Annotated in this window: 15 protein-coding genes; 7 read left to right on the plus strand and 8 right to left on the minus strand. The window is 70.2% G+C overall.

Annotation, left to right across the window (positions count from 1 at the left end):
* Positions 1-44 precede the first annotated feature (44 nt).
* Positions 45-1,886 (plus strand): translation elongation factor 4, encoded by a 1,842-nt coding sequence (lepA, locus tag ACIA5G_RS24690; RefSeq protein WP_395927045.1) that lies wholly within the window; start codon positions 45-47, stop codon positions 1,884-1,886.
* Between the two features lie 130 nt (positions 1,887-2,016).
* On the opposite strand, the gene ACIA5G_RS24695 is transcribed toward lepA, so the two are convergent.
* From ACIA5G_RS24695 to ACIA5G_RS24710, 4 genes are all read right to left on the minus strand, one after another.
* Positions 2,017-2,598: a hypothetical protein gene (locus tag ACIA5G_RS24695; RefSeq protein ID WP_395927047.1), complete on the minus strand. Its 582-nt coding sequence runs from the start codon at positions 2,596-2,598 to the stop codon at positions 2,017-2,019.
* Between the two features lie 27 nt (positions 2,599-2,625).
* Entirely contained in the window at positions 2,626-3,072 is a 447-nt protein-coding gene (locus ACIA5G_RS24700) for a pyridoxamine 5'-phosphate oxidase family protein (RefSeq protein WP_395927049.1), read from the minus strand.
* Positions 3,073-3,112: 40 nt separating this feature from the next.
* On the minus strand, positions 3,113-3,535 hold the full coding sequence (locus ACIA5G_RS24705) for an HIT family protein (RefSeq protein WP_395927051.1): 423 nt from the start codon (positions 3,533-3,535) through the stop codon (positions 3,113-3,115).
* A 280-nt stretch (positions 3,536-3,815) separates the two neighbouring features.
* The gene (locus ACIA5G_RS24710; protein WP_395927053.1) at positions 3,816-5,588 is read right to left on the minus strand and encodes a family 20 glycosylhydrolase; all 1,773 of its coding nucleotides are present in this window, start codon (positions 5,586-5,588) and stop codon (positions 3,816-3,818) included.
* 124 nt (positions 5,589-5,712) lie between these two features.
* Here ACIA5G_RS24710 and ACIA5G_RS24715 point away from each other — a divergent pair, with 124 nt between their 5' ends.
* The 3 genes from ACIA5G_RS24715 to ACIA5G_RS24725 are packed head-to-tail and all read left to right on the plus strand — an operon-like array spanning position 5,713 to position 7,698.
* Positions 5,713-6,222, plus strand: a complete 510-nt coding sequence (locus ACIA5G_RS24715; protein WP_395927055.1) for a MarR family winged helix-turn-helix transcriptional regulator — start codon at positions 5,713-5,715, stop codon at positions 6,220-6,222.
* Positions 6,223-6,275: 53 nt separating this feature from the next.
* Positions 6,276-6,632 carry a nuclear transport factor 2 family protein gene (locus ACIA5G_RS24720; RefSeq protein WP_395927057.1) on the plus strand — a complete coding sequence of 119 codons (357 nt, stop codon included), beginning with the start codon at positions 6,276-6,278 and terminating at the stop codon, positions 6,630-6,632.
* A 16-nt stretch (positions 6,633-6,648) separates the two neighbouring features.
* Positions 6,649-7,698 (plus strand): NAD(P)H-dependent flavin oxidoreductase, encoded by a 1,050-nt coding sequence (locus ACIA5G_RS24725; RefSeq protein WP_395927059.1) that lies wholly within the window; start codon positions 6,649-6,651, stop codon positions 7,696-7,698.
* Here ACIA5G_RS24725 and ACIA5G_RS24730 read toward each other — a convergent pair.
* From ACIA5G_RS24730 to ACIA5G_RS24740, 3 genes are all read right to left on the minus strand, one after another.
* Positions 7,695-9,164, minus strand: a complete 1,470-nt coding sequence (locus ACIA5G_RS24730; protein WP_395927061.1) for an amino acid permease — start codon at positions 9,162-9,164, stop codon at positions 7,695-7,697. The genes ACIA5G_RS24725 and ACIA5G_RS24730 overlap by 4 nt on opposite strands.
* A 93-nt stretch (positions 9,165-9,257) precedes the next feature.
* The gene (locus ACIA5G_RS24735) at positions 9,258-10,307 is read right to left on the minus strand and encodes an alpha/beta fold hydrolase (protein ID WP_395927063.1); all 1,050 of its coding nucleotides are present in this window, start codon (positions 10,305-10,307) and stop codon (positions 9,258-9,260) included.
* 149 nt (positions 10,308-10,456) lie between these two features.
* The gene (locus ACIA5G_RS24740) at positions 10,457-11,422 is read right to left on the minus strand and encodes a zinc-binding alcohol dehydrogenase family protein (protein WP_395927065.1); all 966 of its coding nucleotides are present in this window, start codon (positions 11,420-11,422) and stop codon (positions 10,457-10,459) included.
* Between the two features lie 141 nt (positions 11,423-11,563).
* Here ACIA5G_RS24740 and ACIA5G_RS24745 point away from each other — a divergent pair, with 141 nt between their 5' ends.
* Genes ACIA5G_RS24745 through ACIA5G_RS24755 form a run of 3 tightly spaced genes read left to right on the plus strand, consistent with a single transcriptional unit; the run spans position 11,564 to position 12,602 of the window.
* Complete coding sequence (locus tag ACIA5G_RS24745) at positions 11,564-11,767, plus strand: hypothetical protein (protein ID WP_395927067.1); 204 nt, start codon at positions 11,564-11,566, stop codon at positions 11,765-11,767.
* An 11-nt stretch (positions 11,768-11,778) separates the two neighbouring features.
* The gene (locus ACIA5G_RS24750) at positions 11,779-12,237 is read left to right on the plus strand and encodes a ribonuclease domain-containing protein (RefSeq protein WP_395927069.1); all 459 of its coding nucleotides are present in this window, start codon (positions 11,779-11,781) and stop codon (positions 12,235-12,237) included.
* A complete protein-coding gene (locus ACIA5G_RS24755; RefSeq protein WP_395927071.1) occupies positions 12,234-12,602 on the plus strand; it encodes a barstar family protein in 369 nt (122 codons plus the stop codon). Before ACIA5G_RS24750 ends, ACIA5G_RS24755 begins: the two co-directional genes overlap by 4 nt.
* Here the strand turns inward: ACIA5G_RS24755 and ACIA5G_RS24760 are convergent.
* Positions 12,577-13,554, minus strand: coding sequence for an Lrp/AsnC family transcriptional regulator (locus tag ACIA5G_RS24760; protein WP_395927072.1), 978 nt, complete (start codon positions 13,552-13,554; stop codon positions 12,577-12,579). The genes ACIA5G_RS24755 and ACIA5G_RS24760 overlap by 26 nt on opposite strands.
* Positions 13,555-13,628: the final 74 nt, after the last annotated feature.

A 13,628-nucleotide genomic window follows, 5' to 3' on the forward strand; every position in this document is an offset into this window, starting at 1 on the left:
GAGCATAGAGGTGGCCATCCCCGACTTTCCGAGGACTCATTCGAGTGACGACGTTCGCCGACACCACCTTCACGCCTCCGGAGCTCATCCGGAACTTCTGCATCATCGCGCACATCGACCACGGCAAGTCCACCCTGGCCGACCGCATGCTGCAGCTCACCGGGGTGGTCGAGGAGCGGGCCATGCGCGCTCAGTACCTCGACCGGATGGACATCGAGCGCGAGCGCGGGATCACCATCAAGGCGCAGAACGTCCGGCTGCCCTGGAAGGTCGACGGGCAGGACCACGTCCTGCACATGATCGACACCCCCGGCCACGTCGACTTCACCTACGAGGTCTCCCGGGCGCTGGAGGCGTGCGAAGGCGCTGTCCTGCTGGTCGACGCCGCGCAGGGGATCGAGGCCCAGACGCTGGCCAACCTGTACCTGGCCCTGGAGAACAACCTCCAGATCATCCCGGTGCTCAACAAGATCGACCTGCCTTCGGCCGACCCCGACAAGTACGCGGGTGAGCTCGCCCACATCATCGGCTGCGAGCCCGACGACGTCCTGCGGGTTTCGGCCAAGACCGGCATGGGTGTCGGCGCGCTGCTCGACGAGGTCGTGAAGTCGGTCCCGGCGCCGCAGGGCGACGCGGACGCGCCGGCCCGCGCGATGATCTTCGACTCGGTCTACGACACCTACCGCGGCGTCGTCACCTACATCCGGGTCGTCGACGGCAAGATCACGCCGCGCGAAAAGATCAAGATGATGTCGACCGGGGCCACCCACGAGCTCCTGGAAGTCGGCATCATCTCGCCGGAACCCAAGCCCAGCAAGGGACTCGGCGTCGGTGAGGTCGGCTACCTGATCACCGGCGTGAAGGACGTCCGGCAGTCGAAGGTCGGCGACACCGTGACGTCCGAGCGCCAGGGCGCCAAGGAAGCGCTGGCCGGCTACCGCGAGCCGAAGCCGATGGTCTACTCCGGACTGTATCCGGTGGACGGCTCCGACTACCCCGAGCTGCGCGAGGCGCTGGACAAGCTCCAGCTCAACGACGCCGCGCTCGACTACGAGCCGGAGACGTCGGTGGCGCTGGGCTTCGGCTTCCGCTGCGGCTTCCTCGGCCTGCTGCACCTGGAGATCACGCGTGACCGGCTCGAGCGCGAGTTCGGCCTCGACCTGATTTCCACCGCGCCGAACGTGGTCTACGACGTGGTGCTGGACGACGGCAAGGAAATCCACGTCACCAACCCGTCGGACTGGCCGACCGGCAGCAAGATCGACAAGGTGCTGGAGCCGGTCAGCAAGGTCAGCATCCTGGCGCCGTCGGAGTTCATCGGCACGATCATGGAGCTGTGCCAGAACAAGCGCGGCCAGCTGCTCGGCATGGACTACCTGTCCGAGGACCGGGTCGAGCTGCGGTACAACATGCCACTGGGCGAAATCATCTTCGACTTCTTCGACACGCTGAAGTCGCGTACGCGCGGCTATGCGTCGCTGGACTACGAAGAGGCCGGCACGCAGGCGGCGGACCTGGTCAAGGTGGACATCCTGCTGCAGGGCGAGGGTGTCGACGCGTTCTCCGCGATCGTGCACAAGGACGACGCCTACAACTACGGCAACCGCATGGTGAACCGGCTTCGCGAACTGATCCCGCGGCAGAACTTCGAGGTGCCGATCCAGGCGGCCATCGGCGCCCGGATCATCGCCCGCGAAACGATTCGAGCGATCCGCAAGGACGTTCTGGCGAAGTGCTACGGCGGTGACATCTCGCGTAAGCGCAAGCTGCTGGAGAAGCAGAAGGAAGGCAAGAAGCGGATGAAGACCGTTGGCCGGGTCGAGGTTCCGCAAGAGGCTTTTGTCGCCGCGCTGTCCACTGAGGACTCCGGTAAGAACAAGAAGTAACGCTTTCGAGTGAACGGCGGTCGCGGAACTCCCCGCGGCCGCCGTTTTTGTCGGTGCCTTCTGTTGTGCTCTGGTCAGGGCAGAAAGGAGGGTGCGATGAACGGTCTCCCGGCGCCGCCGGGATGTCCGGTCAGCGGTGCCGGATGCGCGGGGTGCCGCGGAGCTGGGCGTGCAGGTGCCGGTGCCGCAGCTCCTTCCGGAGCCGGTCGATCACGGCGTTGAACAGGGCCGGGTCGAGGATCGCCGTCTGCTCGAACTGACGCCTTCGCGCAGGCGCCGGTTCGAGTTTGCCGCGCGGCGCGTAACACTGCACCGAGCTCTCGACACCTTCGCCGGTGACCAGGTCGAGCCAGAGGGCGTCGCGCAGGTAGCCGTCGCCGAAGCGGGCCGAGCGGCGCGTGGTGACGTCGGCGATCTCGGACCACGGCACGAGCCGGGTGCTGAGGGTGCCCGCGGGCAGGCGGATGCCCTCGTCGCCGAGGGTCAGGTCGCGGAGGCCGGCGAAGCCGCGTTTGAGCGTCCGGGCGCGGGACATGCGGTAGACGAGGACCGCGACGAGCACGGTCGCCGCGTAGGCGCCGCCGATCAGCCACGGGGACAGGCCGCGCACGACCCCGGAGAGGAGCGCCGCACCGAAGCCGGCGTCGGCGACGACGAGCACACCGATCAGCACCTTGACCGGCGTGGTGACGCGGGACGGGAACTCGGGCAACGGGACGACTCCTGGGGGCCGGGCGGGTCAGCGGTTGCCGATTATCCGGTCCGCCCGCACGAACACCGCAACCCGCCGCTCCTCGGCCATCGTGCGGTCGTACTCGTCCCAGTCGTCGTGGGTGCCGGTGGCGGCGATGAAGACGTCGCGCAGGAGCTGCGGCAGGCCCGCGGGGTCGAAGGCGGGATCGGGGTCGTCCGGTCCGATGAGGTGGGTGGCGCCGGTGACGGAGAGCCAGTTCCAGCCCCGGCGGAAGGTCAGCGTGGCGTGCCCGGCCCGGCGCAGCAGCAGGAGTTTGTGCGCCTTCCCGACCGCGACGTAGGCGACGCCGGGGGCACCGGTCACCGGGTCGTTGATGACCCCGGCGTTGACGACGGAGGAGTGCACCGTGCCGTCCGCGCGCGTCGTGGCGACGGTGGCGAGGCCGTGCTCCTGGAGCGACAGCGTGCGAACCTGCTCGAGATCAGCGCTCATGCCCCAACCTAACCCGACCGGCGCGCCCGGTGTTCCGGTTTCACCGGGTGAAGTGCGGTGCTAACCGTCCGCACAGCCCGGCAACGTCTTCGCGCGGCGCTCCCGGCCAGTCGACGTCCGACCAGCCGCGCTCGGCGGGAGTACCCCGGTGCCGCACGAAGACGTGCTGGTGAAAGTGGACCCCGGCGGCACCCCGCCCGGCAACGAAGGTGTGCACGGACTCGGGTTCGAGTTCGGCCCGCAGCGCCCGCGCCGCCACCCAGACCGCCCGCGCGATCGCGAGAGCTTCGGACTCGGTGAGGGCGTCAAGACCCGCGACGTGCCGCCGCGGCTCGACGAAGAGATAGCCCGGGAAGGAGCCGGGCTGGTGAGTCACCACGACGTCCTCGTCGGACCAGACCACCGGGCTCACGAGCGGCCCGGCACCCCGGTGCTTGGCACAAATCGGGCAGGGCTCCGGCATGCCCGCAGATTAGCGCCATCCCCAGCCCTGCCGCGGCAGGTTTTCCGCGCAGTCGCGCGGGTCGCGGCTCGAGGCGTGATGCACCCAATGAGGCGTTGGGTGCATCTGACGCACCGAACGCCACAACCGGCTACCGCCAAGGACCGGGCATCCCGAGGTTCCGGAGCAGGCCCATCGCGGACCGGCCACCGACCCAGCCGGAACCCCGCCGGTGAACGGCGAGGGCTGCTGAGCGACTCGAGGCCGGGCCCACTTCGTCAAAGCAGGCCCGGCCACTCACTCAGCAAGCGCCGTTGTCCCGCCACACTCCCCATTGCCCCGTAGTTCCCGGCTCCTCGCCCTGGGTCCACCACTGGGCCGTCCACTTGTGACCGTTGTGCGACACGACGTTCCCACCCGTGTACACCTGCGAAGCGCTCCAAGCCGCATCCGTGCATGTGCCCGGGTTCGTCGTCCCGCCGGTGTCCCACGAAATCTGCGACGAGCGGTAGAAGTTGATCCCCTGTGCCACCCAGCGGGGCGCTTGTGCGCCGAGGCGGGTGCGGAACGTCGTCCAGTCGTGGGTCGACCACGGGGACCAGCCCAGCTCGGCGTGCGCTGCCAACCGCGGGAATGCCAGGTAGTCGATGTTCGCCGGTGTCACCACGGTCTCCGCCCACAGTGGTGATTCCACCCCGCGGACGGCGGACTCGCCGATGCCCGACAGGTACGCGCCCGGGTTCCAGCCGTAGGCGTCCTGGACCTCGATGTAGCCCGCCCACGACAAGCCGATCGGGGTTGAGCTGTTGTACTTCATGTCCAGGTACGCCTTGTTCGCGGGCGACATGATCACCTTGCTGCCGCGCGAAACCGCCGCCGAGACACCCGAATCCGACGTTGTGGTCCCCCAGAACTGCGGGGAAGCCGAAGCCGGCAGGGAAGCCTTTGCGATGTCGTGCCAGCCGATCACCGACTTGCCCGTGGCCGCCACCAGGGGGAGGGCCTTGTTCACGAACGTCAGGTAGTCCGCCGCCGAGGTCGAGGAGGCTTCGTCGCCGCCGATGTGCAGGTACGGGCCTGGGGTGAGCGCCGCCAGTTCGCGCAGGACGTCCGCGACGAACGTGTACGTGATGTCCTTCGAGATGCACAGTGAGCTGTAGCCCACCGCCGTGTCCGTCCGCAGTGCCGGCGCGACGCCGTTGCAGTTCAGCTCCGCGTACGACGCCAGCGCCGCGTTGACGTGCCCCGGCATGTCGATTTCCGGGATGATCGTGATGTGCCGCGAGGCCGCGTAGTTCACGATCTCCGTGTACTGCGCCTTCGTGTAGTAACCACCCGCGCCGCCGCCGACCTGGGTGCTGCCGCCGTACGTCGTCAGCCTCGGCCAGCTGTCGATCTGGATGCGCCAGCCCTGGTCGTCGGCCAGGTGCAGGTGCAGGTTGTTGATCTTGTACTGGGCGAGCTGGTCGAGGTACCGCTTGACCGTCGACACCGGGTGGAAGTGCCGCGCGACGTCGAGCATCGCGCCGCGGTAGCCGAAGCGCGGGTAGTCCACGACCGTCGCGCCCGGGACGCTCCACGGGCCCGGCTGAACCGACGAGCTTTCCACGCGGCCCGGCAGCAGCTGCCGCAGCGTCTGGACGCCGGCGAAGAGCCCGTCCGCCGTCTGGGCCCGCACAGTGACCGACGACGCCGTCGACACGAGCTGGTAGCCCTGCGCGCCCACCGTCGACGGCGCGCCGCTCAGCAGCAACGCGATGCTGTCGGCCGGCACCGACGCCGGCGCGTCCGACACCGGCAGCGCGAACCCGGTCGACGGCCGCAGCACCCCGGCCAGGTAGGTGCCGACGTCCTTGGCCGGCGCCGAGCCGGCTTCGGTGACGATCTTCGTCGTCGACACCAGCGGGAAGCTGACCCCGGCCGCGGGGGTCACCGACACCGGCACGGGCACGATCGACTGCAGCGCCGGCGTGGCTGCCGCGGCGGGCGAGAGCTGGGCGGCGGTCGTACTGGCGCCGATCAGGGCCAGCACGGCGAGTGCACGGCCGAGACGCCGCGTGCGGGATGGCTTCACCGGGACCTCCTGGCGGGAAGGGCGCGACATCGCCGTCGTGCCTGCCCGGATCGTCGCATTTCTGGCGACGATGGTCTAGACCAGCATGGGTGGTTAGGCTCGCGGCTTCGAGGAGGGAGGCGCCGTGCCGCAGGAGTTCGCGCCCGGGTCGCCGTTCGCGCTGCTTTCGGAAGCCGAAACCGCCGCCTGGTGCGCGTACATGAAGGTGTACCTCCGCCTGGACCACGAGCTGAACCGGCAGTTGCGTGCCGACAGCGGTCTCTCGCTCGCCGATTACCACGTCCTGGTCGCGCTGACCAGCGAGCCGGGCGGCCGGATGCGGGTCAGCGACCTCGCGATCCGCATCGGCTGGGAGCGCAGCCGGCTGTCGCACCACCTCAAGCGGATGCGCGACCGCGGGCTGGTCGGGACCGACGCCGTGCCCGAAGACCGCCGGGTCACCGGCGTCACCCTGTCCGAAGCGGGCTGGGAAGCGCTGCGACGGGCCGCGCCCGAGCACGTCGAGTTCGTGCGCAAGGCGTTCCTGGACGCCCTCGAACCCGGCGAGCTGGCCCAGCTGGCGACGCTGCTCGAGCGCGTCTACGACACCTTGATCGAGCACGGCAGCCTGCCCCGGCCGAGCGACCACCCCTGACAGTTGCGTGACATGTCACGTAATATGGCGCCCGAACCTCAGGAGGGTGCGACATGGCGACGGTGGCCGAACTGATGCGGGCGAACCTGCTCGACGTCTTCAACGAGCGTGACGACGAGCGGCGCGCGAAGGCGATCGCGGCGACCTACGCGGCCGACGTCACCTTCGCCGATCCCGAAGGGGTGGTGACCGGACACGCCGACCTGAACGCCAAGGCGAAGGGACTGCTGGACCAGTCGCCGGGGTTCGTCTTCGCGCCGGCGGGGCCGGTCCTGGTGAACCACGATCTGGGCCACCTCGCCTGGGAACTCGGCCCGGCCGGCGCACCGCCGGTCGTGCGCGGGATCGACGTCGCCCTCGTGGCGGACGGGGTGATCAAGAAGCTCTACACGATGGTGCTGCCCGCCTGAGTATTACGCTCGGAGCATGTTCGACGAGCTGACGTTCCCGGTCATCGCCGCCCCGATGGCGGGCGGGCCCACCACCCCGGAGCTGGTCGTCGCGGTGACCGAGGCCGGCGGCTTCGGCTTCCTGTCGGCCGGCATGCTCACCCCCGCCGCGCTGGCGGCGCAGATCGACCGCACCGCGGAGCTCACCGGGAGCCCGTTCGGCGTCAACCTCTTCGTCCCGCAGCCGGACACCGGCGCCGACATCGGGGCACACCGCGCGCGGCTCGAGGCGTTCGCCCGCGACTACGACGTCGAGCTCGGCGAGCCGAAGTGGGACGACGACGCGTATCCGGCGAAGCTGGACGTCGTGCTCGAGAAGCGGGTTCCGGTGGTGTCGTTCACCTTCGGCCCGCCTTCGCCGTCGGACGTCCTGCGCCTCAGGGAAGCCGGCAGCAAGGTCGTCGTCACCGTGACCACACCCGAGGCCGCACAACGGGCGGCGGACCTCGGCGCCGACGCGCTCGTCCTGCAGGGCTTCGAAGCGGGCGGGCATCGGAGCCTGTTCACCGACAACGCGAGCCTGCCCGGCGGCGGCGCGGAGTACGGCGTGCTCGCGCTGCTGCGGCTGGTCGCCGCGCGGGTCGACCTGCCGCTGATCGCCGCCGGTGGCCTGGTGCACGGCGCGGACGTCGCGGCCGTGCTCGCCGCCGGGGCCGTGGCCGCCCAGCTGGGCACCGTTTTCCTGCGTGCGGACGAAGCTGGGACCTCAGAGGCGCACCGCAAAGCACTGGCGCTCGCCGAACGCGAGACGGCCTTCACCCGCGCCTTCAGCGGACGCCCGGCGCGCGGGCTGGTCAACAAGTTCATGGACGCGCTGTCCGAGGGCGCGCCCGCCGCCTACCCGCAGCTGAACAGCCTGGCGGGGCCGGTGCGCAAGGCGTCGGCGAAGGCGGGCGACCCGGAGGCGATCTCGCTGTGGGCGGGCCAGACCTACCCGCTCGCGTACGACGCTTCGGCCGCCGTGATCGTCGAGCGGCTGAAGGTCGAGGCGCGCGACGCCGCCGCGCGCCTCGACCGGATCCGCTAGTCCTTCTTCCCGGCCGCGACGTCGGGGCCGCCGGTGCGGTTCAGCGCCGAGTGACGGCGGCTGTAGGCGAAGTAGAAGATCAGGCCCAGCGCGAACCAGATGGCGAACCGCAGCCAGGTCAACGGCTGCAGGAACGTGATGAGCCAGATGGAGAACACCACGCCGATGGCCGGGACCACGGGCATGCCCGGGGTTTTGAACGTCCGGATCAGGTTGGGCTGCTTGTAGCGCAGCACGATCACCGCGACGCAGACGACGACGAACGCGAGCAGGATGCCGATGTTGGTCAGCTCGGCGGCTTCGCCGATCGGGAGGACACCGGCGATGACCGCGGACGCGCCGCCGAGGATCCAGGTCATCCGGCTGGGGACCTGGCGCTTCACGTTCGTCTTCCCGAACCAGGGCGGGAGCAGGCCGTCGCGGCTCATGGAGTAGCCGACGCGGGTGGCGCCCATCAGGAACGTGAACAGCACGGTGAGGATGCCGACGATCGCGCCGATCGCGATGACGGTGGCCAGTCCGGAGAGGCCGACGGACTTGAACGCGGTGGAGAACCCGCTCTTGGGGTCGATTTCGGTGTACTTCTGCATGCCGGTCAGGACCAGGCAGGCCAGGACGTAGAGGACCATCGAGATGGCGAGGGAGTAGAGGATCGCCTTGGGCATGTGCCGTTGGGCGTCTTTGGATTCTTCGGCGGCGGTGGACATGGCGTCGTAGCCGAAGACGGCGAAGAAGACTGTTGCCGCGCCGGTGACGGCGCCGCCGAAGCCGGCTGGGGCGAAGGGGGTGTAGTTGCCGGTTTTGACGTAGAAGAAGCCGACCAGGATGACGATCAGCACGATCAGGACCTTGATGCCGACCATGACGGTTTCGACGCGGGCGGCGCTGCGGATGCCGCGGTTGAGCAGGTAGGCGATCAGCAGGCACAGCAGTGCGGCGAAGAGGTCGACTTTGTGGCCGGGTCCGGTGCCGGGGGCGCCGAGCATCCAGGCGGGCAGGTCGAGGCCGAGCTGGCCGAGCAGGAAGCTGAAGTAGCCGGAGATGCCGATGGCCACGACCGAGACGATGGCGGTGTATTCGAGCAGGAGGTCCCAGCCGATGAACCAGCCGACGATTTCGCCGAGGACGGCGTAGCCGTAGGTGTAGGCGGAGCCGGCTTTGGGGATCATGCCGGCGAATTCGGCGTAGGAGAACGCGGCGGCGGCGCTGGCGACGCCGGCGATGAGGAAGGAGATCAGGACGGCGGGGCCGACGCCGGGGATGCCGGCGGCGTCGTCGCCGTGGGCGACGCTGCCGGCGAGGGCGAAGATCCCGGCGCCGATGATGCCGCCGACGCCGATGGCGGTCAGTTGCCAGAGGCCGAGGGTGCGTTTGAGGCCCCCGGCTTCACTGGTGTCCTGGATCTGGTCGATCGGCTTGCGCCGGAAGATGCCGGAGCTGGAACCCAAGCCTCCTGGAGCGGACATCATCGTCTCCCGAACGTCGCGGTGGACGGGCCCGGATCACGGACCCAACGCCGGAACCTACCGCCAACCGCGCGTGAAGACAGCGTGAGCCGCTCAGCCCGCCGCGGTGTCCTCGCTCACGGCTTCCGGAGCGGTCTCGGCGGCGCGCCGGGCCTGGGTGGTCCGGACCGCGCCCGCGGCGAAGTACGCGAGCAGCTCGGCGATCTCCACCGGGTCGTCCAGCTGCGGGCAGTGCCCCCAGTCCTCGCGCACCAGGAGCCTGCTGTGCGGCACCAGTGTGTGCAGCTGGCGCCCGGACGCGGCGGTGACGAGCTTGTCCTTCCCGCACGCGACGACCAGCAACGGCACCTTCACCGAGTCCAGCCGGTAGGCGTCGGCGAGCTCCGCGACGAGCTGCCGGGCCTGCTCGAGCCGGCTCTTCGTCGCGCGGTAGTCCGGGAACAGCGCGGTGAAGCGCTGCACCTGCGTCGCGTCGGCGGTGCCCGCGTCGGCGTAGAGGAACCGGGGGACGAGCTGCTCGGCGACCTTGCGCACCAGGAAGCCCGGCACCGGGACCGGCAGTGACGAGTACAGCCGCAGCGGCAGCGGGTAGCGCGCCACGGTGCGGATCAGCCACGAGTCGACGAACCCCGGCGCGGCGATCGACACGACCCCCGAGATCGGGAGGCGGCCGTTCTGCGCCGCGCGCAGGCTCATGGTGCCGCCGAGGGAGTTCCCGGCCAGCACGACCGAGCCGAGCACGGCCTGCTCGCGGACGACGGCGGTGGTGAACGCGTCGAGCTGCGGCAGCATCGGACCGGGCCGCAGCGGCTGGGCGTCACCGAACCCGGGCAGGTCGACCGCGATCGCCGGGATGCCGGCGGCCGCGAGCTCTTCCAGCGCGGGACGCCAGGTGTCGGCGCTGTCGCAATAACCGTGCAGCAGCACGAGACGAGGTGCGCTCGGCCGGACGTGCGGGGTGGCCGCCCGGCGGCGCAGCGAGCGGCGCGAAAGGGGCTGCTCCGGTTCGTGGCCGGGAGCGCAGACCTCGAGCACGCGGGTGCGGACGCCGGCGTAGCGCCGGAAGGAAACCCGGATCGGGTCCGGGTCGCTGCTGGGCCGGCCGCCCGGTACAGCCGGAGCGGGCCGCTTCGTTGCGGTCATGACTACAGATTAGCTTGCCACCATTGGGTTTTGGTGGAACTTCGGTGCTAACGACCAGATCTCGGTTCGAGTACGTTGACAATTAACGAGATGGGCGGTACAAGCGGTGACCTGGGCGGGGTCCGGCCGGATCCGCCCAGGTCAGCGCATCAGCGGGTGAAAACGATCTTGCCCGCGGTGTCCCCGTCGAGCATCGCCTGGAAGCCCTTGGCCGCTTCGGCGAACGGCAGTTCCGCGCCGATCTGCGGCCGGACCCCGGTCAGGTCGAGGTAGGCGAGCAGGTCCGCGAGCTCGTCGCGGGTGCCCATGGTCGATCCGGCGATCCGCAGCTGGAGGAAGAACACGCGCTGCAGCTCGGCGTTGGCGTCGGGGCCGCTGGTCGAGCCGGAGACGACGATGATCCCGCCCGGCTTGAGCGACTTCACCGAGTGTGACCAGGTGGCCTTGCCGACCGTCTCGAACACGGCGTCGACCCGCTCGGGCAGCCGTGCGCCCGACTCGAACGTCTGGTGCGCGCCGAGGGTCTCGGCGAGCGCGCGCTTCTCCTCGGTGCGGCCGGTCACCCAGACCCGGAACCCGGCCGCGCGGCCGAGCTGCACCAGCGCCGTCGAGACGCCGCCGGAGGCGCCCTGCACGAGCATCGTCTGCCCCGGCCGGAGCCCGGACTTCACGAAGAGCATCCGGTAGGCGGTCAGCCAGGCCGTGCCCATCGTGGCGGCCTCGGCGAAGGTCAGCCCGGCGGGCTTCGGGACGACGTTGCGCGCCGGGACGATCACCTGGTCGGCGAAGGTGCCCTGGTGCTTCTCGGTCAGGAGGGTGCGCTTCGGGTCGAGGGTGTCGTCACCCTGCCAGCCCGGCGCGTTGATGACTGAATGGATCACGACCTCGGAGCCGTCGTCGAGGGTGCCCGCGCCGTCGCAGCCGAGGATCATCGGGAACTGGTCCGGCTTGATCCCGACGCCGCGCAGGGTCCACAGGTCGTGCATGTTGAGGCTGGCGGCCTTGACGTGCACCCGGACCCAGCCGTCCGGCACTTCGGGTTCGGGTCGCTCGCCGACGACGAGCGAGTCCAAGGGGCTTTCGGCATTGGGTTCCTGCGCGTACACGGCGAACATGCTTGGCAACCTACCTTCTCCCCGAACCCAGTGCTGCGTGCCGCGAGACACGTGACGCGGGCCGTGCGCCGGGCGGTTCCGCCGATTTCGGAAGAGAGGCCCTGACACGCGGGGGCAGCAGACCGCGCGTAGGCTCACACCGTGTTCAACGGGCTTGCCGACTGGTGGGACGGGGTCGAGCTGTGGCTCGCCCAGGCGTGGTTCCCGGTCCAGTTCGTGCTGGTCATGGTGGTCGTCGTGCCGCTGTGCCTGGCCGCCGCCTGGATCCTCGACAAGCTCGTCGGGCTCTTCGCCCGCCGGCTCACTCCGGGCCGTGACGACGACCGTTCCGACACCCCGTCCTAGGCTGGCGCACCATGTTCAACCGAAGGCGGATCACCGCCGCGCTGATCGGGCTCCTCGTGCTGGTGCTGGGGGGCTGGCTGGTCAAGGACGTCGTCAGCGGCGACACGCCGGCGTCCCCCACGTCGAGCACCCCGGCGAGCGCACCCGCCAAGGGCGGCGCGGCCCTGCCCGGCGCCGACTCCGGCCTGCCGCTCAAGGAGCTGTCGGCGCTGCCGTCGCAGGCCGGCGACACCTGGAAGCTGATCGAAAAAGGCGGGCCCTACCCGTATCCGCGCAACGACGACGTCGTCTTCGAGAACCGGGAGAAGCGCTTGCCACGCAAGCAATCCGGTTACTACCACGAGTACACCGTGAAGACCCCGGGCAGTGCCGACCGCGGCGCGCGGCGGCTGATCACCGGGCAGGCGCACGAGCTGTACTACACCGGCGACCACTACGCGTCGTTCGTCGTCGTGGACCCGGCCCGATGAGCGCCGGGGAGCTGGCGAACGCCGCCGCCGAAGAGGCCTTCGCGAGGGGCGCGTACCCGCACCTGGTGAACTCGCGGCCGACCGTCGACAAGACCAGCACGCTCAGCGCGTTCGCCGAAGCACTGTCCTTTCCGGACTACTTCGGGCACAACCTCGACGCGCTCTACGACTGCCTGACCGACCTCTCCTGGCTGCCGCCGGGGGAGCACGTGCTGATCTGGCCGGGCTCGGACGTGTTGCGCAAGGCCGAGCCCAAGACGTACCTGGCGATTCGCAGCGTGCTTTCGGACGCCCAGCGCGCCCTCGGCCCGAGCGGGCCCAGCGCCGGCTCCTGGCGGCTCACGGTCGTGCTGCCGGACGCCTGAGCGGCGTCCCCGCGCGCTTGACCGTGCGGATCACCGGCGCGCTCTCCAGCGTCTGCACACCGCGGATCCCCGCGACCCGGTCGGTGAGGTAGCGGTAGAGGTCGCGGCCGTCCCGGCAGTTCACCATCGCCGTGAGGTTCGTGGTGCCGGTGGTGGCGACGGCGAACGACGTCTCCGGGTGGCTCGCCAGCGTTTCCCCCGCCTCGGCCAGGTTCGCGGGGGAGACGGTCAGCCACAGCCGCGTTTCGGAGCGGAAGCCGAGCCGGGCCGGCGAGACGTCGAGGTGGTAGGTCAGCGTGCCGTGGCGCCGCAGCACGTCCATCCGGCGCCGCACGGTCGAATCGGACCAGCCGGTGGCCGCGGCGAGCGCGGTGTAGCTCGCGCGCCCGTCGTGGGCCAGCGCGTCGAACAGCGCCTGGTCACCCGGTTCCGGGGGGACGCCGGTGCTCTCGGGCTTCGGCGGGCGCAACCGCGCGACCTGCTCCGGCGCCAGGCAGTGCAGCCCGCTCCAGCCGTCCGGGAGCGCAAACGTGTGCAGCAGCTCGTGCGCGGAGACGGCGGTGACGCGGCTCGCCCGCGGCAGCTTGTGCAGCAGGAGGTCGTCCCGCCCGGTGGTGTCGGGTGCGTGGACGGTGCAGGAGATCTCGGTGCCGCCGGAGAGCAGGTGCACCCAGGAGACGTCGGGCCGGTCGGCCAGCGCGTCGGCGACCGCGGCCCCGGCGTCCGGGGTCGTGCGCAGGCGCAGCGTCCACGTCGTGTAGCCGGCTTCGCCGCCGGTGACCGCGCCGGTGACACGCAGGACGCCGGCCGTGCGCAGGCGCTGGTAGCGCCGGGCGACGGTGTTCTCCGAGACGCCGAGCACCTGCCCGAGGGTGCGCATCGGCGCGCGGCCGTCGAGCTGCAGGGCGTGGATCAGGCCGCGGTCGACACGGTCGAGCGTGACGGTTTCCATGGTTCGAGCGTAACCGGTGACGGTATCCGGCGGATTTATCGACTTTTCTGGTGGTGATCGACACCCGCAGCCCA

It is taken from the genome of Amycolatopsis sp. NPDC051758 (assembly GCF_044453095.1).
In the GTDB taxonomy this organism is placed as follows: domain Bacteria; phylum Actinomycetota; class Actinomycetes; order Mycobacteriales; family Pseudonocardiaceae; genus Amycolatopsis.

What these genes read in the sequence shown, in the direction of transcription:
- ACIA5G_RS24700 (WP_395927049.1), bottom strand. Translation starts at nt 3,072, where the DNA reads ATGAGCGCTGATCTCGAGCAGGTTCGCACGCTGTCGCTCCAGGAGCAC.
- ACIA5G_RS24705 (WP_395927051.1), bottom strand. Translation starts at nt 3,535, where the DNA reads ATGCCGGAGCCCTGCCCGATTTGTGCCAAGCACCGGGGTGCCGGGCCG.
- ACIA5G_RS24720 (WP_395927057.1), top strand. Translation starts at nt 6,276, where the DNA reads ATGGCGACGGTGGCCGAACTGATGCGGGCGAACCTGCTCGACGTCTTC.
- ACIA5G_RS24725 (WP_395927059.1), top strand. Translation starts at nt 6,649, where the DNA reads ATGTTCGACGAGCTGACGTTCCCGGTCATCGCCGCCCCGATGGCGGGC.
- ACIA5G_RS24730 (WP_395927061.1), bottom strand. Translation starts at nt 9,164, where the DNA reads ATGTCCGCTCCAGGAGGCTTGGGTTCCAGCTCCGGCATCTTCCGGCGC.
- ACIA5G_RS24735 (WP_395927063.1), bottom strand. Translation starts at nt 10,307, where the DNA reads ATGACCGCAACGAAGCGGCCCGCTCCGGCTGTACCGGGCGGCCGGCCC.
- ACIA5G_RS24740 (WP_395927065.1), bottom strand. Translation starts at nt 11,422, where the DNA reads ATGTTCGCCGTGTACGCGCAGGAACCCAATGCCGAAAGCCCCTTGGAC.
- ACIA5G_RS24750 (WP_395927069.1), top strand. Translation starts at nt 11,779, where the DNA reads ATGTTCAACCGAAGGCGGATCACCGCCGCGCTGATCGGGCTCCTCGTG.
- ACIA5G_RS24755 (WP_395927071.1), top strand. Translation starts at nt 12,234, where the DNA reads ATGAGCGCCGGGGAGCTGGCGAACGCCGCCGCCGAAGAGGCCTTCGCG.
- ACIA5G_RS24760 (WP_395927072.1), bottom strand. Translation starts at nt 13,554, where the DNA reads ATGGAAACCGTCACGCTCGACCGTGTCGACCGCGGCCTGATCCACGCC.